General features: G+C 66.8%; 18 protein-coding genes and 2 riboswitches. Of the genes, 14 read left to right on the forward strand and 4 right to left on the reverse strand.

What is annotated here, in order from left to right; translation table 11 throughout:
* Positions 1–17: 17 nt before the first annotated feature.
* The 4 genes from lpdA to QM693_RS02140 all read left to right on the forward strand — a co-directional run bounded on the left by lpdA (position 18) and on the right by QM693_RS02140 (position 4,650).
* Positions 18–1,391 (forward strand): dihydrolipoyl dehydrogenase, encoded by a 1,374-nt coding sequence (lpdA, locus tag QM693_RS02125; RefSeq protein WP_283351207.1) that lies wholly within the window; start codon positions 18–20, stop codon positions 1,389–1,391.
* A gap of 205 nt (positions 1,392–1,596) precedes the next feature.
* Positions 1,597–1,688, forward strand: a riboswitch (glycine riboswitch).
* Between the two features lie 3 nt (positions 1,689–1,691).
* Positions 1,692–1,792, forward strand: a riboswitch (glycine riboswitch).
* Positions 1,793–1,879: 87 nt separating this feature from the next.
* A complete protein-coding gene (locus QM693_RS02130; protein ID WP_283351208.1) occupies positions 1,880–2,608 on the forward strand; it encodes a DUF5058 family protein in 729 nt (242 codons plus the stop codon).
* 29 nt (positions 2,609–2,637) lie between these two features.
* Complete coding sequence (locus QM693_RS02135; protein WP_283351209.1) at positions 2,638–3,375, forward strand: hypothetical protein; 738 nt, start codon at positions 2,638–2,640, stop codon at positions 3,373–3,375.
* A gap of 51 nt (positions 3,376–3,426) precedes the next feature.
* Positions 3,427–4,650 carry an amidohydrolase gene (locus tag QM693_RS02140; protein ID WP_283351210.1) on the forward strand — a complete coding sequence of 408 codons (1,224 nt, stop codon included), beginning with the start codon at positions 3,427–3,429 and terminating at the stop codon, positions 4,648–4,650.
* 69 nt (positions 4,651–4,719) lie between these two features.
* Here the strand turns inward: QM693_RS02140 and QM693_RS02145 are convergent, their stop codons facing one another.
* On the reverse strand, positions 4,720–6,075 hold the full coding sequence (locus QM693_RS02145) for an MFS transporter (RefSeq protein WP_280781124.1): 1,356 nt from the start codon (positions 6,073–6,075) through the stop codon (positions 4,720–4,722).
* Between the two features lie 196 nt (positions 6,076–6,271).
* Here QM693_RS02145 and QM693_RS02150 point away from each other — a divergent pair, with 196 nt between their 5' ends.
* Both QM693_RS02150 and QM693_RS02155 read left to right on the forward strand, forming a co-directional pair.
* Entirely contained in the window at positions 6,272–8,698 is a 2,427-nt protein-coding gene (locus QM693_RS02150; RefSeq protein ID WP_283351211.1) for a response regulator, read from the forward strand.
* 42 nt (positions 8,699–8,740) lie between these two features.
* Entirely contained in the window at positions 8,741–9,781 is a 1,041-nt protein-coding gene (locus QM693_RS02155) for a YihY/virulence factor BrkB family protein (RefSeq protein WP_280781126.1), read from the forward strand.
* Between the two features lie 32 nt (positions 9,782–9,813).
* On the opposite strand, the gene QM693_RS02160 is transcribed toward QM693_RS02155, so the two are convergent.
* Positions 9,814–11,307, reverse strand: a complete 1,494-nt coding sequence (locus tag QM693_RS02160; RefSeq protein WP_283351212.1) for a flavin-containing monooxygenase — start codon at positions 11,305–11,307, stop codon at positions 9,814–9,816.
* Between the two features lie 30 nt (positions 11,308–11,337).
* Entirely contained in the window at positions 11,338–12,231 is an 894-nt protein-coding gene (locus QM693_RS02165) for an SDR family oxidoreductase (RefSeq protein ID WP_283351213.1), read from the reverse strand.
* A 77-nt stretch (positions 12,232–12,308) separates the two neighbouring features.
* Between QM693_RS02165 and QM693_RS02170 the strand changes: the two genes are divergently transcribed.
* The 7 genes from QM693_RS02170 to QM693_RS02200 all read left to right on the forward strand — a co-directional run bounded on the left by QM693_RS02170 (position 12,309) and on the right by QM693_RS02200 (position 19,629).
* On the forward strand, positions 12,309–12,962 hold the full coding sequence (locus QM693_RS02170; RefSeq protein ID WP_283351214.1) for a TetR/AcrR family transcriptional regulator: 654 nt from the start codon (positions 12,309–12,311) through the stop codon (positions 12,960–12,962).
* Between the two features lie 121 nt (positions 12,963–13,083).
* Positions 13,084–14,361, forward strand: coding sequence for a hypothetical protein (locus QM693_RS02175; RefSeq protein ID WP_283351215.1), 1,278 nt, complete (start codon positions 13,084–13,086; stop codon positions 14,359–14,361).
* 170 nt (positions 14,362–14,531) lie between these two features.
* Positions 14,532–15,884, forward strand: a complete 1,353-nt coding sequence (locus QM693_RS02180; protein WP_283351216.1) for an MFS transporter — start codon at positions 14,532–14,534, stop codon at positions 15,882–15,884.
* Positions 15,885–15,902: 18 nt separating this feature from the next.
* Positions 15,903–16,664 (forward strand): IclR family transcriptional regulator, encoded by a 762-nt coding sequence (locus tag QM693_RS02185; RefSeq protein WP_005575358.1) that lies wholly within the window; start codon positions 15,903–15,905, stop codon positions 16,662–16,664.
* A gap of 172 nt (positions 16,665–16,836) precedes the next feature.
* Entirely contained in the window at positions 16,837–18,570 is a 1,734-nt protein-coding gene (gene chcC2, locus QM693_RS02190) for a 4-oxocyclohex-2-ene-1-carboxylate 5-dehydrogenase (protein WP_283351217.1), read from the forward strand.
* 1 nt (position 18,571) lies between these two features.
* Positions 18,572–18,880, forward strand: a complete 309-nt coding sequence (locus QM693_RS02195; RefSeq protein ID WP_283351218.1) for a YciI family protein — start codon at positions 18,572–18,574, stop codon at positions 18,878–18,880.
* Positions 18,877–19,629: an SDR family NAD(P)-dependent oxidoreductase gene (locus QM693_RS02200; protein WP_283351219.1), complete on the forward strand. Its 753-nt coding sequence runs from the start codon at positions 18,877–18,879 to the stop codon at positions 19,627–19,629. Before QM693_RS02195 ends, QM693_RS02200 begins: the two co-directional genes overlap by 4 nt.
* A 68-nt stretch (positions 19,630–19,697) precedes the next feature.
* Here the strand turns inward: QM693_RS02200 and QM693_RS02205 are convergent, their stop codons facing one another.
* Positions 19,698–20,156, reverse strand: coding sequence for an Rv1443c family protein (locus tag QM693_RS02205; protein ID WP_283351220.1), 459 nt, complete (start codon positions 20,154–20,156; stop codon positions 19,698–19,700).
* A 540-nt stretch (positions 20,157–20,696) separates the two neighbouring features.
* On the opposite strand from QM693_RS02205, the gene arr reads away from it, so the two are divergent.
* On the forward strand, positions 20,697–21,194 hold the full coding sequence (gene arr / locus QM693_RS02210; protein WP_411194586.1) for an NAD(+)--rifampin ADP-ribosyltransferase: 498 nt from the start codon (positions 20,697–20,699) through the stop codon (positions 21,192–21,194).
* Positions 21,195–21,255 lie beyond the last annotated feature (61 nt).

Here is a 21,255-nt window from a genome sequence, read left to right on the forward strand (position 1 = left end):
TCCAGCAAGGAGTTCCCATGTCCCACCGATCTGCAGATGTCGTCATCCTCGGCGGCGGTTCCGGCGGCTACGCGGCCGCCATCCGCTCGGCCGAACTGGGCCGTTCGGTCATCCTCGTCGAGGAGAACGAACTGGGCGGCACCTGCCTGCATCAGGGGTGCATTCCGACGAAGGCGCTGCTGCACTCCGCCGAGGTCGCGGACAGTGCCCGCACCGCCTCGCAGTTCGGTATCGACGTCACGTTCGAGGGTGTGGACCTCGAGAAGGTGCTGAGCTACAAGAACACGATCGTCACCCGCCTGCACAAGGGGCTGCAGGGCCTCGTCGACTCGTACGGCATCACCGTCGTCAACGGCCGCGGACGGTTGGTCGGACCCAACGGAGTGGAGGTCGACGGCGAGCTGATCACGGGCGCCGCCGTCATTTTGGCGACCGGTTCGTCCCCGAAGACGCTGCCCGGCATCGCCATCGGTGGCCGGGTCGTCACCAGCGACGAGGCTCTCGTGTTGCCGTCCGTCCCGAAGAAGGCGATCATCCTGGGCGGCGGCGTCATCGGCGTCGAATTCGCCAGTGTCTGGGCGTCGTTCGGTGCGTCGGTGACGATCGTCGAGGCGATGCCGCGGCTGGTGCCGAACGAGGACGAGACGATCTCCAAGTACCTCGAGCGGGCGTTCCGTCGTCGCAAGATCGTCGCGAAGACAGGTGTGCGGGTGACGGAGGTGACGCAGGACGAGGATGCGGTGTCCGTCACCCTGGACTCCGGCGACGTCCTCGACGCCGACGTCGTGCTGGTCGCAGTGGGGCGCGGACCCAACACCGCGTCCATGGGGTATGAGGAGACCGGAGTGATGCTCGATAAGGGCTTCGTGGTGACCAGTGATCGACTGCGCACCGCGGTGCCGAACGTCTTCGCGGTCGGCGACATCGTCCCCGGGCTCCAGCTGGCCCACCGCGGGTTCCAACAGGGCATCTTCGTGGCCGAGGAAATCGCCGGGCTCCGTCCGGACGTCATCGACGAGACCGGCATCCCGCGGGTCACCTACTCCCACCCCGAGGTCGCGTCCGTCGGGTTGACCGAAACCGCGGCCCGGGAGAAGTTCGGCGAGACCGTCGAGACCGTCACCTACGACCTCGCCGGCAACGGCAAGAGCCAGATCCTCAAGACGTCGGGGGCGGTCAAACTCGTGGTGGCGCCGACCGGGGTCGTGGTCGGCGTGCACATGGTCGGCGACCGTGTCGGTGAGCTGATCGGTGAGGCGCAGCTGATGTACAACTTCCAGGTCGAGGCAGCTCAGGCGGCGAAGTTCGTGCACGCCCACCCCACGCAGGGCGAGGCGCTCGGTGAGGCACTGATGGCAGTGGCAGGCAAGCCACTCCACGTCCACGGCTGACCCCCATGTGAGTGGCAAAGTGTGCTGGCGCACGCTTTGCCACTCACATGGGGTGTTCGGCATGCGAACGCGCACTGGCGATTTCCGACCAGGAACTGTTGTGAGTTAACACGCCGGAACGGTGAAGTCATGCTTTCGTAATACGTCTGCGGAACAGTACGTCTCGAGTCAGTTCGATTCGGAACCATCTCGATGGTTTCTCCCTATGAACCTGGCTGGAGAGTTCCGGGACCGTGTCCCGGGCGCCGAAGGAGCAAGTACCCACAAACTCTCAGGCACCAGGACAGTCAGGGTCGGGAACTCTGGAGAGCAGCGTGTCGGCTGTAACGGCACGTTCACCGACGGGGCACGATGACCACTCGCACGAGTGTGTCTCCAAACTCTCAGGTTACGGAACAGAGCGGGTGTCAGCCGAGGTGATCCACCGGATCACCCTCACATCGCTCGAGCAATCGGTTCACCGGTTGCTCACTCTCCCTGGGAGATTCATGAATGTGACTGCTAGTGGGGCATCCACGGACATCATGGCTGTCGCCAACTCGCCTGTTCTCTGGGTGGCCGTTGCCGGCATCTTCGTCGTCATAGTCGTGCAGTCGGCGATCTACATGACCGCGGTCCGCAAGGTGGCACCCGTCGCGGACATGTCGCCGGAAGACATGAAAGTCTCGTTCCGCTCCGGCGCCGTCTCGGCGATCGGACCGTCCCTGGCGGTCTGCCTCGTGGCGATCGCCCTGCTCGCCCTCTTCGGCACGCCCGCCGTCCTGGCCCGCATCGGCCTGATCGGTTCCGCCGCGTACGACGTGTCCGCGGCCAGCATCGCCGCCGACTCCATGGGCGCGAAACTCGGCGCCGACACGTACACCCAGAACGTCTTCGTCGTCGCATTCTTAGCGATGAGCATCGGCGGCGTGATGTGGATGCTGTCCGCGCTCGTCCTCACTCCGCTGCTCAAGCGGGGTGACGCGAAGATCCGCACGGTGAATCCGGCGTTGATGGCGGTCGTTCCGTCCGCGGCCCTGATCGGCGCGTTCGCGTCGCTGGGCTTCCAGGAACTCACGAAGTCCAGCTATCACATCGTTGCGTTCGCCGCCTCCGCGGCCGCAATGGGGATCTGCCTGTTCGTGGCCCGGACGTTCGGCAAGGGCTGGCTCCGTGAATGGGGGCTGGGTATTTCGATCCTCGTCGCCCTCACCGTCACCTACCTGGTCACCTCCTGATTCACGACACGCACGGAAAGGACTTTTCGATGACTACCGACGAAGCCGTAACGGTGTCCACCGGCGCGCGTGAACTCGCCGAGTTCGACAAGACGACGTCCCGCTGGGGTCGGATCACGATGATCGTGGGGTTGCTCCTGTCGATCGGTGCGCCCCTGTACCTGGTGTTCTCGGGTGAGGTGGACGTCACCGCAGGCCAGTTGTGGACCGCGTTCGCCGCGGTGGCCGGGACATTCTTCATCATCTGGCTGGTCGAACCCCTGACCTATTTCCCCATCCTCGGCCCGGCCGCGATGTACCAGGCGTTCATGATCGGCAACATCGCGAACAAGCTGTTGCCGGCCGCGCTGATCGCGCAGACGAACATCGGAGCCAAACCGGGAACCAAGCGGGCCGAACTGGCTGCGGTCCTGGCGATCTGCGGCGCCGCGATGGTGCACCTCGTGTCCCTGGCCGTGTTCGTGGGGCTGCTCGGCACCTGGCTGATCAGCGTGATTCCCGCCGACATCGTGACCGTCACCCGTTCCTACATCCTTCCCTCGGTCCTGGGGGCGGTCCTCGTGCAGGCGATCGTGTCGATGAAGCAGCCCCGGGCCACGGTGGTCGCGCTGCTGGTGGCCGCGGTCGTCACGTTCGTCGTGGTTCCGGCGATGCCGAGCCTCGCGCTGTCGTCCACCGCCATCGCGGTGATCGTGACGGCGGTCCTCGCCTGGTTCCTGCGGAACAAGAACGACCAGAGCCCGGCCGAGCTCGCGACCATCGAGTAAGAATCGATACGCGGAGATATCTCACCTTCACCTGATTCGAAAGAAGGCTCCATGACCGACCTGCCGATCGCGCTCACCGACGAGCTGCGGACGAAGATGCACGACCTCTACTACCACCTGCACGCGCACCCGGAACTGTCCATGCAGGAACACAAGACCGCCGAGCTGATCCAGAGTTCCCTCGTCGCCCTCGGGATCGACACGTTCGTCTGCGGCGGCACCGGAGTGGTCGGTGTCCTGACCAACGGTGAGGGCCCCACGGTGGCCTTCCGCGCCGATTCCGATGGGCTGCCGATCGCGGAAGACACCGGCGTCGACTACGCCAGCGCCGCCACCGGACACCTCGACGACGGCACCGAGGTGCCGGTGATGCACGGCTGCGGCCACGACACACACGTGGCCACCCTGCTCACCGTCGCCGAACTGCTCGCAGGCGCGCGGGAGGCGTGGGCCGGAACGATCGTGTTCCTCTTCCAGCCCGGCGAGGAAACGGCCGCCGGGGCGAAGGCGATGGTCGAGGACGGCCTGTGGGACCGGGCACCCAAGCCGGAGATCGTTTTCGGGCAGCACGTCGGGCCGATGTTGGCCGGCACCGTGCACGTCACGAGCGGCGACGCGATGGCCATGGCCGATTCGCTGAAGGTCACCGTCTACGGCCAGGGGTCGCACGGCTCCCAGCCCCAGGATTCGATCGACCCGATCATCCAGGGCGTCAACATGATCAACCGCATCCAGACCATCGTGTCCCGCGAAGTTCACCCCATGAAGCCGGCGGTCGTCACAGTCGCCACGTTCCATGCGGGGCTGAAGGAGAACATCATCGCGGACCGGGCCGAGTTCACGATCAACGTGCGCACCCTCGACCCCGAGGTGCGTGAGCAGGTCAATGCCGCGCTGCGCCGCATCATCTACGCCGAGGCCGACGCGTCCGGGGCGCCGAAGCCGCTGATCGAGGAGCTGTACACGTTCCCGCGCAACTACAACGATCCCGATGCCACCGCCGAACTCGTCGCCGAGCTGCAGAAAGTGCTGGGCGAGAACAACGTCACGCCGTCGTCTCCGATGATGGGCTCGGAGGACTTCGGTCTGCTCGCCGAGGCGATCGGCGTGCCGTCGGTGTTCTGGATGTTCGGTGGCCACACCGCGGAGACCCTCGAGAGCGGAAACCCTGTGCCGGTGAACCACTCACCGTTCTTCGCCCCCGTCGCGGAGCCCACCCTGTCCACCGGCGTCCAGGCGGCGATGACGGCGATCCTGTCGAAGGTCGGGATCTAGGCCCTCCGGGCCCGTGCGCCTTTCTGGTTGTTCCAGCAACCAGAAAGGCGCACGGGTGGCGGAGCCGCCTCAGTGGGTGGTCAGCGGCGCATCCGCGGTGGCGTCCCCGGCGTCCACGCCGGTCTTCTCGAACCGCAGTCGCGACACGGCGAGTCCGGCGAGGACGAAGGACACGGCCACGAGGATGTACAGCTGGGTGGGCGACCAGTCGCGGTCGAGGAGGGCGCCCGCGACGATCGGGGACGCGATCGCGCCGACGCGGCCGATGCCGATGCCCCAGCCGACGCCGGTGGCCCGGACGGCGGGCGAGTAGACCGACGGCGTGATCGCGTACAGCCCGGCGATGCAGCCGTTGGCGAAGACGCCGATCAGGGCGCCGAGCCCGAACGCGATGACGATGGACGCGGTGGCGGGAACGAAGACGACGAGCAGTACGCCCGCGATCGCCATGTAGGCGATGAGCACACGCTTCAGGGCGAAACGTGCGGACAGCGCCCCGAGCAGGGTGGCGCCGAAGATGCCGCCGAGGTTGAGGAGCACTCCGCCGGTGACGCCCTGGTTCGCGGACATGCCCGCCTCGACCAGCAGTTTCGGGGTCCAGCTGGTGACGAAGTAGAAGCCGAACATCGCCATGAAGAATGCGAACCACACCAGGAGTGTGCTGCGGCGGCGCTGCGGTGACAGCAGGACGCGCATCGCGAATCCGGCGTCGGCGGTGGCGGCGGCACGCGGTGCGGGCAGCTCGTCGAGTCGCGGCTGACCGACCCGCTGGGCGAAGGCATTGATCCGGTCGAGTGCGTTGGCCGGTCGCCGGACGAGTAGGAAGTCGATCGATTCGGGGAGCCGGGCGTAGACGACGGGGATGATGGCCGCCGTGCACAGTCCGCCGAACAGGAACACCGAGCGCCAGCCGAGCGAGTTCTGCAGGACGACGGCGATGATTCCGCCGAGGGTGGCGCCGACGGCGTAGCCGGTGGAGTTGAGACTCACCGCGAGCCCGCGCCAGCGGTTCGACGCGTACTCACTGGCGATGACGTTGCTGCTGGCGAGGATTCCGCCGATGCCGACGCCGGTGAGGGCGCGGAGCAGGCCGAGTTGCATCGCGTTCTGGCTGACCGCCGACAGCAGCATGCCCGTCGACGCGAGTGCCAGGCACAGCAGGATCATGGCGCGGCGGCCGATGGTGTCAGCCCACGGCGCCAGGAACAGCGATCCCGCGGCCATGCCGAACAGTCCGGCGCTGAGCAGGAGGCCGACGACCGAGCCGGACAGATCCCACTCCTGCGATACCGACTGGGCGGTGAATGCCATGACGAGGACGTCGAAGCCGTCGAGCACGTTGAGTAGACCGCAGATGGCGATGGCGCCCCATTGGTAGCGCGTCATCGGGCTGTTGTCGATGCGTTCGCGTAGGTCGAATTGCATGCGCGGGACCTGTTCTTCCTCGGAGGTGGGCTGTGATGTGGCTCACGACTCACCTACCGTGGCGGACGGGTCACTCGTTTCCAACTTCGCTTCCGAATGTCGGAATACAGAAGTGGCGGTTGCACGCGGTACTGGGCCATGATTTCTCTGTTGACAACTGGAAGGGTCCGGGCGACCGGCGGTGGGCGAAAGGTCCATGGATGTGACTGGCTCGGGTTTCGGTAATTCCTGGTCGGCGGAGCGGTTGTTCGCCGGGCCGGGCGAGACACGGGAGCGGCTACGCCGCACCGATTGGGCGGCCACGCCGCTGGGCCCGGTCGAGACCTGGTCTGTCGAGTTGCGGGCGGCGGTACGCACGGTGCTGCCCTCCGAGGTCCCGATGTTGCTCTGGTGGGGTCCTGAGCTCGTGCAGATCTTCAACGACCCGTACACCCGGGTCCTCGGCGCCAAGTATCCCGCCGCGATCGGCGAACCCGGGGCGCAGTGCTGGGCGGAGATCTGGGACGAGGTGGGACCGCTCGCCGAGCAGGTGATGTCGGGCGGCGCGGCGACCTACACGGAGAATCAGCCGCTGTACCTGCTGCGGCACGGGTACCTCGAGGAGACGTATTGGACGTTCTCCTACAGTCCGGTGCAGGACGAGGACGGGAACGTCGCCGGCATCTTTGTGGCGACGACCGACGTGACCGCGACCGTGCTCGGGGAGCGGCGACTGGAGACGCTGCGGCAACTGGGCACGGTATCCACCGCGGGCGGCGACGATCCGCTCGTCGACGCCTGCCGTGCGGTCGTGCGGGTACTCGGCGACAGCGGACAAGACGTTCCGCTGGCCGCGATCTACCTCCGCCGGGAGGTCGCCGGCGGCTCGGGCGACGACGCCGCCGACGACCTCGTGCTCGTCGGTGCCGTCGGAGTGGACGACGACGGCGAGTTCAGGCCCGCCCGGATCCCGGCGACCGACGTCACCAGCCACCGTGTCCGGGTGCCGGGCGAGTTCGAGTCCGCCGGGTCGAAGGCGGTGACGGAGGTGCGGCTGTGTCCGTTGATCGTGACGGGTCACGCGGAGCCGGTGGGTGTGCTCGTGCTCGGGATCAGTCCGTATCGCGCGTTCGACGACGCGTATCGGGGCTTCGCCGAGTTGGTGACGGCGAAGGTGTCGACGCTGATCTCGGACGCTCTGGCCTACGAGTTCGAACGGGACCGCGCGGCTGCGCTGGCGGAACTGGACGCGGCGAAGACGCGGTTCTTCCAGAACGTCAGTCACGAGTTCCGTACCCCGTTGACCTTGCTGCTGGGCCCCCTCGAGACTCTGCGAGAGCGGACCGGGGACGAGTCGCCCGCAGATCAGCCTGACGCGATCGCGGCCGCCCACCGGGCAGCGGTCCGGCTACAGCAGCTCGTCGACGACCTTCTCGATTTGTCCAAGGCGGAAGCCGGCCAGCTGCTGCCCCGCCCGGAGCCGACCGATGTCGGCCGGTTGACCGCCGAATGCGTGAGCATGTTCGATTCCGCCGCCGTGCAGGCCGGACTCGCGCTCCGGGTCGACATCGACGAAGGCGCCGGTCCGGTCGAAGTGGACCGCGAGATGTGGGTGAAGATCGTGCTGAACCTCGTGTCGAACGCGGTCAAGTACACCCGGTCCGGATCCGTATCCGTGGCGCTCCGCCAGGACGCCGGCCGGCTGGTGCTGAGCGTGACCGACACGGGTGTGGGCATTCCCGCCGAAGAACGGGAACGCGTATTCGACAGGTTCTATCGCGTCGAGGCCGGCGGATCAGGCGGCGTCGGCATCGGGCTTTCCCTGGTGGCCGATTTCGCCGCTGCACTCGGTGGTTCCGTCGATCTCGACAGCGCACCGGGCCGGGGCAGCACCTTCACCGTCCGCCTACCGCGGGTCCCGGCGCCGGACGGCGTGACCCCGCGGGCAGACGACCGACCCGTCGGCGCGGTGACGTCCTTCGGCGGCATCGACCAGCGGGAACCGTTCGCCGAGGTCGCGCCCTCGACCGAACCCGGGGCGGACCGCCGCATCCTGCTCGTCGAAGACCATCCGGACCTGCGGGCCTACCTCACACGATTGCTGCACGAGCAGGGCTGGCACGTCGACGCCGTCGCCGACGCGGAGTCCGCGCTGAAGCGCGTCGCCGTCCGCACGCCGCATCTCGTGCTCAGCGACATCATGCTTCCCGGTCGTGACGGCATCGACTTCCTCCGCGAGCTGCGATCGGAGCAGTCGACGGCACGGCTCCCGGTCGTTCTGCTCACCGCCCGAGCGGGAACGGAGTCGACCATCGACGGACTGAACCACGGCGCCGACGACTACATCGTCAAACCGTTTCAGCCGAGCGAACTCGTCGCGCGGGTGCGTGTTCATCTCGAAATGTCGTGGCTTCGTGAAACTCTGGTCACGGACAGCGAGCTCGAAACGGAACAACTGCGCAAAGCACTGGATACGCGAACAACCCTCAGCCAAGCTGTCGGGCTGACGATGGCCGCCTTCCAGTGCGACGCCGACACCGCCTTCGACAAACTCGCTTCCTATTCGCAGAACCGCAACGTCAAACTTCGGGAGATCGCGGCAGAGGTCGTCGCGAACTTCACCGCAGGCACCGACCGCGAATAGGGCCCCAGTTTCCCCGACCTGCGTTCCGGGTAGGCGTGACCGATGAACGACGATCAGCACGCCGAACCGGAACCCGACGATCCGCGTAAGCCGGATTCGCCCGCGGACCTGACGAAACCGTCCTGGTGGTACGTCATCAGGAAGACGGCGCACGAGTTCACGCGCGACCAGTGCACCGACCTGGCCGCCGCTCTGACGTACTACGCGGTCCTCTCGCTGTTTCCTGCGCTGCTGGCGCTGGTCTCGTTGCTGGGAGTGTTCGGTCAGGGACAGCGCACCACCGACGCGGTCCTGCAGATGGTCGACGACCTCGGGCCGTCCTCCGCCGTGGACACGTTGCGCGAACCCATCGCGCAACTGGTCGCAGCACCGACCGCGGGAATGGCTCTCGTCCTCGGCCTGCTGGGTGCGGTGTGGTCGGCGTCCGGCTACATCGGGGCGTTCGGACGCGCGATGAACCGCATGTACGAGGTCGAGGAGGGGCGTCCCGTGTGGAAGCTCCGGCCCCAGATGCTGGCCGTCACCATCGTCGGCCTGGTCCTGGTCGCGGCCGCTGCGGCGATGCTCGCCCTGAGCGGCCCCGTCGCACGCTCGGTGGGTGACACAATCGGATTCGGCGACACCGCCCTGACCGTGTGGAACATTGCCCGCTGGCCGTTTGTCCTCGGCATCGTCGTGGTGGCCGTGGCCATCCTCTACTACGTCACGCCCAACGTGAAGCAACCCAAGTTCCGCTGGATCAGCGCCGGCGCGTTCCTCGCCATCGTGACGTGGATCGTGGCGTCGGTCCTGTTCGGTCTGTACGTCGCCAACTTCGGCAGCTACAACAAGACGTACGGCTCCCTGGCCGGCGTGATCGTGTTCCTGCTCTGGCTCTGGATCACCAACCTGGCGTTGCTCTTCGGCGCCGAACTGGACGCCGAACTCGAACGCGGACGGGAATTGCAGGCTGGCATTCCGGCCGAGGACGAACTGCAATTGCCGGCCCGCGATACGCGGGTCTCCGACAAGAACGCCGAGAAGTACGAGCAGTACGTGCAGGAGGGCAAGGCGCTGCGCGAGAGCGAGGCCGCGGGCCCGTGAGTACTTGTTAACCGCGGGCGGTTAACAAGTACTCACGGGCGGAACGCCATCGCGTCGTCCAGGATCTTGCCGTGCCGCAGTGCAACCAGGTCGCGGAAATAGTTCATCCGCAGCCGCCACGGCGCTTTCGAACCCTGCTTCGGGAAAGATTCCACCGACCGCAGCACGTATCCGGCGGCGAAGTCGAGGAACGGCTCCTCCTCGACCGAACTGTCGCGCTCCGGGGCGCACTGCGTGAAGCCGTTCGCGTCCATGTGCGCGAGCAGACGGCAGACGTACTCGCACACCAGGTCGGCCTTGAGCGTCCAGGACGCGTTGGTGTACCCGATGACGAACGCGAAGTTGGGCACCCCGCTGAGCATCATTCCCTTGTACGCCATGGTTTCGGTGAGGTCGATGTCGTGGCCGTCGACGGCGAGCGTCATCCCGCCGAACGCGAGCAGGTTCAAACCTGTTGCGGTGACGACCACATCGGCGTGCAATTCCTCACCGGACTTCAGCGTGATCCCGGTTTCGGTGAAGGTGTCGATGTGATCGGTCACGATCGACACCTCGTCGTTCCGAATGGCGCGGAACAGATCCCCGTTGGGCACCAAGCACAGTCGCTGATCCCACGGGTTGTATCGGGGTGTGAAGTGGGTGTCGATGTCGTACCCCTTCGGCAGCCATTTCTCCTGGAGTTGCCGGATGCGGCCCTTCATGAATTCCGGGTATCGCTGGCACAGTTGGTAGATCGCGGTGGCGACCGATGCGTTCTTCAGGCGGGTGAGGGCGTAGGCGAGCTTGGCGGGCAGGTGACGTCGCAGCCTGTTGGCCAGCTTGTCCTTCGCCGGCATCGAGATGATGTAGGTGGGCGACCGCTGCAGCATCGTCACGTGTGCGGCGTCGGCAGCCATGGACGGCGCCAGCGTCACCGCGGTGGCGCCGCTGCCGATGATGACGACCCGCTTGCCCGCATAGTCGAGGTCCTCGGGCCACTGCTGCGGGTGCACGACGCGACCACCGAAGCGGTCGAGCCCGGGGAACTCGGGGGTGTAGCCCTCGTCGTAACGGTAGTAGCCGCTGCAGGACATCAGGAAGTCGGCGGTGAGCCGGACCGTCTCGCCGGTGTCTGTGCGCTCGGCGTCGACCGTCCAGCGCGAATCGGCGGTGGACCACTCGGCACGAACGACCTTGTGCTGGAACCGGATGTTCCGGTCGATCCCGTGCTCGGCGGCGGTCGTGCGGACGTACTCGAGAATCGACGGCCCATCGGCGATGGACTTCTCACCCGACCACGGCTTGAACCGGTAGCCGAGGGTGTACATGTCGGAGTCGGAGCGAATGCCGGGGTAGCGGAACAGGTCCCACGTGCCGCCGATCGATTCGCGGCTCTCCAGGATCGCGTAGCTCCGTCGGGGAAAGTTGTCCTGCAGGTGGTACGCGGCACCGATCCCGGACAGTCCGGCCCCGATGATCAGCACGTCGACGTGTTCGACGGGCGCCTTCGACCCGGTGGTCTCGGCGGCGGTCTCGGTGTGTGACATGAACACTCTCTCGCTGGCGGGGAAGGGTGGTTACTTCGGGTCTACGGCGACGTCGCCGAGAGCGACATTACGTGCGCTGGTGGACCGGCCGAGCTTCGCGGCTTCCTCGTCCATCAGCGGAAGGATCCGGGGGACGGGCGGCAGCAGGGTGCGGTCCCCGATCCGCGACGTCACCACCGCCTTCAGCCAGGCGAAGATTCCGACCCACCGGGGCACGTAGACCCGGCGTTTCCGCTTGGCCAGGGCGTCCACGAACGCGTCGACGCAGGAGCCCACCGATGTCGTCTTGCCGAGCGGTCCCGGCAGCGAGGCGAGAAATTGGTTGAACGCGGTGAGGTCGGCTTTCGCGTCCTGGACGAGTGGTGTGTCGATCCACGACATGTGGGCCGAGCCCACGGTGACGCCGTGGTGCGCGACTTCGAGACGCAGGGCGTTGGCGAAATGCTCGATGCCGGCCTTGCTCGCGTTGTAGGCAGTCAACCCGGCCACGGGCGCGAACGCGGCGAACGACGAGACGACGAGGATGTAGCCCTTGCGTTCGATCACGGACGGCAGTGCAGCGCGGACGGTGTGGAAGACGCCGAGAATGTTGATGTCGATGACCCGCTTGAACGTGGCCGGATCGACGTGCAGGACCGAGCCGAAACTGGCGATGCCGGCGTTCGCGAGTACGAGGTCGATGCCGCCGAACTTCGCGACACCGGCGTCGACGGCCTTCTGCACGGCGGCCAGATCGCACACGTCGGCGGCCGCGGAGATCGCGACGTCGTCGCCGAGTTCGGCGGCGAGCGCCTTCAGCGGTTCGGCGTCCAGATCGATCAGAACCAGTTTGACGCCCTTGCGGGCGAGGGCGCGCGACGTTTCTGCGCCGATGCCCCGCGCGGCCCCGGTGACGAGTGCGACTTTGTTCCTGAGCGTGGGCATGGGATCTCCTGGCGTGTGATCTGGCACCGTTCGGTGTCAGTTTGTATCTGGAACTGGACGGTGTCAATATGGGGGTCGTGAGTTCGCCCAGGCTCGACGACACGGGCCGCACCTACCGCGGTGCGGGTCCGCGCCAGCGTCAGGAAGAGCGCCGCGTGCGCCTCGTCGATGCGGCCGTCGAAGTGTTCGGGACCAGCGGTTACCGGTCCGCGACGGTGGAGAAGATCTGTTCGACCGCCGGGCTCACCAAGCGCTACTTCTACGAGTCCTTCGGCGGCAGCGAGGCCCTGCTCCTGGCCGCGTACGCGAGTGTGACCGACCGTCTGCGGGACAGCGTCCTGCGCGGTGCGGGGGACGGCGGCGCCGATCTCGATGCGCGGGTTCGCGGTGCGCTGACCGCGTTCTTCCGATCCGTCGCCGACGACCCACGAATCCCGCGGATCGCATTCCAGGAGGTCCTCGGTGTCGGGCCGGAGGTCGACAACGCCTATCGCCGCGTCACCCTGTCGTTCGTGGACGCCGTTCTCGTCGTCATCGGTCCGGCCGTCGACCGGACCGCCTTCCCCGACTTCCACCTGCGCACTCTCGCGACCGGACTGGTGGGAGCCGTGCTGATGATCGCCCAGCAATGGGTGCTGTCGGAGAACCCGCAGCCGATCGAGTCCGTCATCGGCAGCGCGCACACCATCCTCTCGGCCGTGCTGGGCCAGCTCGGTCCCCAGCCCATGTGAGTGGCAAGGCGTCCGGGGGCACGCTTTGCCACTCACGTGCGCTGACCTGGGATTGCATTGCGCCGGCGGCAATCCGGGCAAACCCCTGACGCCAAAACATATATGTTGTTAAATACCTGACATGCCCGGTGCTGTGCACTGCCAATCACCGTGGGTCCGCACCACGACGATCCGCGCGGTGCTCGTCGCGCTGCTCGGGGTGGTCGCGCTCGTGGCGCCGACGCCGATCGTCGCGCACGCCACCGACTATGAGGGCCTGCTCGACATCACACCGGCGAACGCGGCGGCGGAGACCATCGGCGGACTCGACCCCCGGCTGCCCACCGACTCCGCCGTACTCGGCGCCGCGCTGGCGGCCGCCCGCTCCGACGGTGTCGCTCCGACGCGGTATTCCGCTCTTCTGCAACAGTATTGGCTCGCTCGAGGATCCGAGGCGTCCGGCATCGACCTGGCCGCCTGGGATCCGAACGCAGGGCTGATCGCCAACGCAGCGGTGGTCGACCGGGTCTACGAGAACTACGGCCGGTACCAACTCCAGCGCACCGAGCTCTACTGGTCCGGCATGGCCGGGCTGGCGGGAGGGTCGTTCGCCGCCGGCTTCTGGGACCTCGACCTCGGCCGGACCGTGCTCGGAGTCGACGTCGTCCACACGCTCGGCAACGCTGTCGCGTCGACGGTCCGGGGGTTGCCCGGCGAGGCGATGACGCTCCTGCCCGCGGACCCGAGAACGCTCGTCACCGTCGGCCCGGCGATGACCGCCGAGGATATGGACTGGTACCAGAAGCGCCTGCTGATGATGCAGAAGCACATCTACTTCGACATGGTGCCCATGCACGAGGCGTACCTGAACGAGGGCAGGGCCGCTGTCGAGGAGATGGCCGCCGCCGGACTGCTCGACGAGAACGCCGAGATCGCGTGGAGGGGCATCTTCTCCGGCACTCCGGCGGGGTACGCGGACGCGCTGTTCCGGATGGCGTCGCGCGAGCAGAATCAGATCATCGCCGATCAGTGGGACGTCACCGCGGCAGCCCGTGACGGCGTCGGCCGCGCGCTCACGTACGCCACCACCGTCGCGGCGCAACCGTCGGTTCCCGGCTCGCGCGCACCGGGGCAGGTTGCGCCGATGTCGGTCGACGGCGACGTGAACGGCTCGGCCTACCGTCTCCGCACGCCCCTGCCCGGTTTCAACTGGGCCGATCGCGAACCGCGCTGGCAGTACATCGTCAGTGACATCGCGTCGTCCTACCAGCGGCTGGCCGAGGGTCGTCCGGGAGAGTTGCGGGCCCTGCTGGCCATCCCGTTCCGCGACTTCGTCGAGAGCCAGCGGGTGCTGCGGCGGGTGCCCGACCTTGCCCGCGACATGAGCACCGGCTGGGAGTTGTCCCCGGTGCAGCCGTAGCCGTTGCCGTCCCCGGACGAACGGGACGCTCGTTCGATCTGACGCAACGACCGTCCCGTTCGTCCGGGGCGCGAGGCCGGCTTTCCAATGGATGGATGTGACGTTGCGCACGCGTAGGCGTGATTGGCACGTTGTGTCACACCACGCCAGGCCCGATCGCAGGAGAGTCGATGAACGTATCCGCCGTCACGCACGACAGCCCGACGACCGCGACACCCACCGAGGTCGCGAAGACGCCGAAGAAGGCGGCGCTCGCGTCATTCCTCGGCAGTGCGCTCGAGTACTACGACTTCTTCATCTACGGATCCGCCGCGGCCCTCGTCTTCGGGCACACGTTCTTCCCGGCCGGCAACGACGCGATCGGGACGGTCGCCGCGCTCGCGACGTTCGGCGTGGGCTACGTGGCCCGGCCCGTCGGTGGAATAGTGCTGGGACATTTCGGAGACAAGCTGGGCCGCAAGAAGATTCTGCTGCTGACCCTGCTCATCATGGGTATGTCCAGTCTCGCGATCGGATTCCTGCCCACGTACGAGCAGATCGGCATCGCCGCCCCGATCCTCCTCGTGCTGTGCCGCCTCGCGCAGGGGTTCTCCGCGGGCGGTGAGGCCGCCGGAGCCAGCACCCTCACGCTCGAGCACTCACCCGAGGGGCGGCGGGCGTTCTTCACCAGCTTCACGATGACCGGTTATGCCGCCGGGATGGTCCTCGCGACCCTCGTCTTCATCCCCGTGGCCGCGCTGCCGAAAGAACAACTCGACAGCTGGGGTTGGCGAATTCCGTTCTGGTGCAGCGCGGTGATGCTCGTGGTCGCCTACTTCGTGCGCACCAAGCTCGACGAGACCCCGGTGTTCGAGGAGTCACGCGAGCACGCGGAAGTGCAGAAGCTGCCGGTCGTCACCGTCGTGACCACCCAGTGTCGGGACGTGCTGCGGATCGCGCTGTGCTCGCTGTTCGCGGTCGGGCAGACCGTGTTCACGGTCTTCGGGCTCGCCTACGCCACCGGACCCGACGTCGGCATCGACCGCACCACGATGCTGTGGGCGTCGTCGGTGTCGATCGCGGGCTCCATCGTCGCGATCCCGTTGCTCGCCAAGCTGTCGGACCGCGTCGGACGCCGCCCCGTCTGGATCACCGGTGCCCTCGGGTGCGCCGTGACGATCTTCGGGTACTTCTGGGCCATCTCCGTCGGCTCCATTCCGCTGATCTTCCTCGCCGCGCTGCTCACGATGACGCTGTTCTACTCGATGGTGAACGGCCTGTGGCCCAGCTTCTTCACCGAGATGTTCGCGGCGCCCGTGCGCTACTCCGGTTTCGCGGTCGGTACGCAGATCGGCTTCCTCATCGCCGGCTTCGCCCCGGCGATCGGCTGGGCGCTGCTCGGTACCGGGGTGAACGCGTGGGTCCCCGTGGCGGTGTTCACGGCGCTCTGCATGCTGGTCTCGTCCGTCGCCGCCTTCACCGCCCGCGAGACGTACCGGGTGCCGCTGGCGGAACTCGGGCGTCCGTCGACCCCTCGGGAGTAGCCGGAGGACAATAGGGCGATGTCACGGACACCGACAGGAGAATCGGTCACTGCCCGCGTCGTGAGGGTCTTGTCCTCATTCGACGCGGACACACCGTCCCTGTCGGTGTCCGACATCGCGCGTCGATCCGACCTCCCCGTCGCGACGGCGCACCGCATCGTCGGGGAACTCGTGAAGTACCGACTCCTCGAACGCAACGACACCCGCATCAGCATCGGCGTGCGGATGTGGGAACTGGGCTCCCGCGGCTCACACACCCTGAGCCTGCGTGAAGCCGCGATGCCGTTCATGGAAGACGTGAACGCCGCGATCAAGCAACACACCCAGCTGGGCATCCTCGACGGCAACGAGGTGCTGTTCGTCGAACGGCTCTCCACCCGCGGGTCCGTCGTCAACGTCACCAAGATCGCCGGACGTCTGCCGGTGCACGCCTGCTCGTCCGGTCTGGTCCTGATGGCCAACGCGTCCCGTGACGTGCAGGACGAACTGCTGTCGCAGCCGCTCGAGCGCTACACCGACGCCACGGTCACCGACCCCGAACAGATGCGACGACTTCTCGCCGAGGTCCGGCACCAGCACTTCGCGGTAGCCGCAGGTCTCATCACACCCGGAGCGACGGGAGTCGCTGTGCCCGTGCGGGACACCGACGGCGGCAGGGTGATCGCCGCCCTGTCCGTCGTCATACCGCACGATCAGGCCAACCCGCAGTCGGTGGTCGCGGCGCTGACGACGGCGTCGCGCGGCATCACCCGGGCGATGACGCGCGGATCGCGGCACTGACAGAAACCCTTTCCATCCATTGGAGTCGCGCTGTGGCTCGGGTCTCGAGTCGGTCAGAGTGGTTGTCACGAACACACCGTCACCGATCACGCATCGCGATTCGAAAGTCACTGCACACCAGAACTTTCGCCGATGCCTGATCGAATGCCGACTCTCCAGGGAAGGTCCAAGCATGAGCTCGAAAACTGTCAAATGCGACCTGTTGGTCATCGGATCCGGGGCCGCAGGCATGGCCGCCGCACTCAAGGCGGCGAGCGAGGGCCACAGCGTCATCGTCGCCGAGAAGTCGCAGTGGCTCGGCGGCACCACCGCGATCTCGGGCGGCTGGGCATGGGTTCCCGGCAACAAGCAGGGCGTCGCGCAGGGTGACACCCGTCAGGACATCGAAACCTACATCCGCGCCCTCGCCAAGGACTGCTATAAGGCCGAGATGGTCGACACGTTCCTCGACGAGGTGCCCGAGGCCATCGACTGGCTCGAGCGCGACACCGACGTCGAATTCGTCTATCCGGAAATGGCTCCGGACTACCAGATGGACGCGCCGGGCGCGAAGCCGTCGGGCCGCGCGATCTCCGGCAAGGTGGTCGACGCGCGCACCCTCGGCGAGAACCGGCTGCGGTTGCGCCCCTACCTCGACACCTACACCGTCTTCGGTTACATGCCCGAGGTCGGGCCCGACATCGCACAGTTCCTCCACGCCAACCAGTCGTGGAAATCGTTTGCCTACGTGTCGAAGAAGCTCCTCAAGACGTGGGTCGAGACGGTCCTCTGCCGCCGATCGTTCGACCGGACCAACGGCAATTCGCTCATGGTGCGGATGGTGTCGTCCGCCGCGAAGCTCGGAATCCGGATGTGGACCGAGACGCCGGTGACGAAGATTGTGCAGTCGGAGAACGGGGTCGTCACCGGGGCGGTACTCGGGGGCGTGCACGCGGGAACGGTCGAGGCACGGCTCGGCGTCGTCATCGCGGCCGGCGGTTACTCCTCGGATCCGGCGCTGCGAGCCGAGTACTGGGGTCACGATCCGCACGGCGACAACCACTTCACTCCCACGGTCGGGCACGACGGCGACAACGTGCGCCTGGCCGCGCCGCTCGGCGGGCACGTCGACACCGACGTCCACGAGCCGGCCGCGTGGGCCCCGGTGACGGTGTTCACCGGTCTGCGCGGGCAACAGCGGATCTTCCCGCACCTGCGGGCATTCGGACTTCCCGGACTGATCGCGGTGAACCGCAAGGGCGAACGCTTTGCCAACGAGTCGAGCTCCTACCACGACTTCGGCATGGCGATGATTCAGGACAACGCCGGCCAGGACGAGACATTCGGCTACATCATCGCCGACTCGAAAGCCATGAACAAGTACGGCATCGGCTACGCCAAGCCGTGGCCGATCCCGCAGGGCTATTTCAAGAAGACCGGTTTCCTCCACAAAGCCGACACGGTCGAGGAACTCGCCCTCGAGATCGGTGTCGACGTCGCCGGGCTGAAGAAGACCCTGGCCGAGTTCAACGCGGGAGCCGCCAAGGGCGAGGACCCGAAGTTCAACCGCGGGTCGAACTGGTTCCACCACTTCAAGGGCGACATGGAACACCAGCCCAACCCGAACCTCGAGCCACTCGACAAGGGACCGTACTACGCCGCGAAGATCGAGATGGGCGACCTCGGAGCCTATTCCGGTCTGGCCGTCGACCGGCACAGCCAGGTCCTCAACGACGACAACCAGCCGATCCCCGGCCTTTTCGCCGCCGGGTCCGCGGCCGTGAGCATCTTCGGCGGCGGCTACCCGGGCTACGGCGCCAACATCGGGCCCGCCCTCGTCTTCGGATACACCATCGGCCGGGACGCCGAGATCCTCGCGTCGCTGCGCAGCGAGTCCGTCGAGCCGACCGTCCTGGAAGAGGTCTGACATGCCGTTCTTCCTCGTCCGCTACGTATACACCGGCGACACGGCCGGCCGGGACGAGCACCGTCCCGAACACAAGATCCATCTGCAAGCCGCCGCCGACCGCGGGCTGATCCTCGCGTCCGGACCGTTCGCGGCAGGAGAAGAACCCGGCGCGGCGATGATCTACGAGGCCGCGGGCAAGCGGGACGTCGTCGACGTCGTCGAGGGCGACCCGTTCCGGACGCGCGGGTTCGTCGCGTCGTACGACATCACCGAATGGAATCCGATGATCGGCCCGTGGGCCGTCGCTGCAGTGGGAGGCAGGTCGTGACGGGTCGAGTGGCAGGGAAGGTCGCCGTCGTCACGGGGGCGAACGGTGACCTGGGTGGCGCGACCGCGCGGATGCTCGCACGAGAGGGCGCGCTGGTCGCGGCCCTCGACCTCAAAGTGCCTGATGCGCCGTGGGATTCGACGGCGATCACGTCGTTCGCGGTCGACGTCACCGACGAGGCCGGCGTCGCCGAGGCCGTCGCAGCGGTGGTGGAGACTGTGGGTGTTCCCGACATCCTGGTCAACTGCGCCGGCATCATCGGGCGGCCCGCGCCGTCGCACGAGGCGTCGGTCGCCGAGTTCGACCAGATCTTCGACGTCAACGTCAAGGGTGTCTGGTTGACCACCAAGCACGTGCTGCCCCACATGATCGGCCGGAAGAAGGGCAGCATCGTGAACTTCTCGTCGATCCACGGGCTGACCGGAGGCTCCAACGTCCCGCTGTACCACGCGTCGAAGGGTGCTGTGCGACTGCTGAGCAAGGCGGACGCCGTCACGTACGGGCCGCACGGAATTCGCGTCAACTCGATCCACCCCGGGTCGATGCGGACGGCAATGAGTCAGCGGTCGGCCGAGGGCAGCGCGATCGGACCGGAGGAGTACTACCGTCAACTCGTCTCGGGCAACCCCCTCCCGCGGCAGGGGGAACCCGACGAGATCGCGTACGGGGTGCTCTACCTCGCCTCGGACGAGTCCGGCTTCACCACCGGCACCGAACTCGTCGTCGACGGTGGGTACACGGCGCACTGACCCGGTTGTCGCGCCCAATGTCACACTGGTTCAGTCCGACTGCACCGGTGTGACATTGGGCGCGGATGTCAGTCGAAGTGTCGCACCAGACGGCGGTGCCGGTGGGCGAAGAACGCGCGGAGGACGCGGGCGAGCACCGGCGTCAGCGGCACCAGCGGCAGCCTCGGCTCGAACGTGATCCGGTCGTGGACGCCGGTGCTCCCGTCGTCGAAGGGCCGCAGCGTCCGTTCGTGCTCCCACCGGCGCATGCTCAGCATCGTCGACTTCTCGTGGAACCGCCGACACGGTTCGAGTTCGGCGATGGTCAGATCGTCGTAGTCGAACGGGACCAGCCCGAACAGCCGCAGCCACGCCCGCCCGAGCGGCTCACCGACCGGGACCGAGTCGATGGTGAGCGACTCCCGACCCCGCGGGATGCTCATCGTCATCCACGGACGCATTTCGTCGTTGATCCCCTCCGGGTCGACGACCCTCGCCCACACCTGCCCGATCGGTGCGCCGACGACCGAGCTGCGTTCGATGATCACCGTTCCATCTTCGTTCGACCTCGCATGGGTGTGCAAGCCGCCCTGAAGCCCGGTCCGGTCCTCGGCGCGGCACCGGACCGACCGGGTCTATGCCGGCGACTGGCGGGCTTCTGGGCTGGGGTGAGACGCGCGGGCGCAGTGCGTTGCCGTCGCACCCGGTCTCGCGTCGCCGCCGACGTGGCCTATGCCGCCGACACCGTCGACAGAGAGGGAGCGCGCTATTCGCCGTCCACGTTGAGTCGGTGGGTGTGGGTAATCGGGCACTACGACGCGGACCGCGTGCTTGCAGAGTCCGGCAGCGGAAGCTTGGTTTCCTCGAACCTGTCCGGGGATCCGACGGCACTGAACCGCCGCGGCCGATCCAGGACGCCGCGGGCTGCGTTGCGGGTGGAGGACATCGTCGCCCTTGTATCCACTCTGCCCGGCAGGCTGTTACTGGCTGGGCGGTGGGGTCCACGAATGGATCTCACTGTGCGAACGACGATACGGTCGACGATTATGGCAGCAAACTCCCATTACGGATTCTCCCACTCTCACTATATGGCGGGAAGTGGGGCTTGCGGCAAGGCCCCTGACGTGCTGCACAATCGTCCGACGAGAACAACGGATGGGGTTGTTGTGACGAAACCTTTCGAAGTGCACGAGTCGGGCGCGCTCCTTCACGGCACCAAGGCAGACCTTTCGGTGGGTGATGTGCTGGTGCCCGGGTACCTGTCGAATTACGGGGTCGGGCGCCTCGCGAACCACGTTTATGTGACGCAAACATTGGATGCCGCAGTGTGGGGAGCGGAGTTGGCTCTAGGCGAGGGCAGGGGGCGCATCTACATCGTGGAACCGGAAGGCGCATTGGAGGACGACCCCAACGTGACGGACAAGAAGTTTCCCGGAAATCCGACCCGCTCCTACCGCACACGGGAGCCCGTGAGAATAGTCGGCGAGATCACGGACTGGGTGGGGCATTCACCCGAACAGCTCCAAACCATGCGGGACGGTTTGGCCGACCTCGAGCGCCGGGGACTTGCCGTCATCTACGACTAGCTCCCGGACGCGCCGATCGAGTGGGCGCCGCGGGCCCAGGGGAGGGTGTGGAGTTTGGTGT

Origin of the sequence: Rhodococcus sp. IEGM 1305 (assembly GCF_030058635.1) — a bacterium.
In the GTDB taxonomy this organism is placed as follows: Bacteria; Actinomycetota; Actinomycetes; order Mycobacteriales; family Mycobacteriaceae; genus Rhodococcus_F; species Rhodococcus_F opacus_D.

Bases quoted from the DNA above. Each gene is read 5' to 3' on its own strand.
- lpdA (WP_283351207.1), top strand. From the start codon at position 18: ATGTCCCACCGATCTGCAGATGTCGTCATCCTCGGCGGCGGTTCCGGC.
- QM693_RS02130 (WP_283351208.1), top strand. From the start codon at position 1,880: ATGAATGTGACTGCTAGTGGGGCATCCACGGACATCATGGCTGTCGCC.
- QM693_RS02135 (WP_283351209.1), top strand. From the start codon at position 2,638: ATGACTACCGACGAAGCCGTAACGGTGTCCACCGGCGCGCGTGAACTC.
- QM693_RS02140 (WP_283351210.1), top strand. From the start codon at position 3,427: ATGACCGACCTGCCGATCGCGCTCACCGACGAGCTGCGGACGAAGATG.
- QM693_RS02145 (WP_280781124.1), bottom strand. From the start codon at position 6,075: ATGCAATTCGACCTACGCGAACGCATCGACAACAGCCCGATGACGCGC.
- QM693_RS02150 (WP_283351211.1), top strand. From the start codon at position 6,272: ATGGATGTGACTGGCTCGGGTTTCGGTAATTCCTGGTCGGCGGAGCGG.
- QM693_RS02155 (WP_280781126.1), top strand. From the start codon at position 8,741: ATGAACGACGATCAGCACGCCGAACCGGAACCCGACGATCCGCGTAAG.
- QM693_RS02160 (WP_283351212.1), bottom strand. From the start codon at position 11,307: ATGTCACACACCGAGACCGCCGCCGAGACCACCGGGTCGAAGGCGCCC.
- QM693_RS02165 (WP_283351213.1), bottom strand. From the start codon at position 12,231: ATGCCCACGCTCAGGAACAAAGTCGCACTCGTCACCGGGGCCGCGCGG.
- QM693_RS02175 (WP_283351215.1), top strand. From the start codon at position 13,084: ATGCCCGGTGCTGTGCACTGCCAATCACCGTGGGTCCGCACCACGACG.
- QM693_RS02180 (WP_283351216.1), top strand. From the start codon at position 14,532: ATGAACGTATCCGCCGTCACGCACGACAGCCCGACGACCGCGACACCC.
- QM693_RS02185 (WP_005575358.1), top strand. From the start codon at position 15,903: ATGTCACGGACACCGACAGGAGAATCGGTCACTGCCCGCGTCGTGAGG.
- chcC2 (WP_283351217.1), top strand. From the start codon at position 16,837: ATGAGCTCGAAAACTGTCAAATGCGACCTGTTGGTCATCGGATCCGGG.
- QM693_RS02195 (WP_283351218.1), top strand. From the start codon at position 18,572: ATGCCGTTCTTCCTCGTCCGCTACGTATACACCGGCGACACGGCCGGC.
- arr (WP_411194586.1), top strand. From the start codon at position 20,697: ATGGCGGGAAGTGGGGCTTGCGGCAAGGCCCCTGACGTGCTGCACAAT.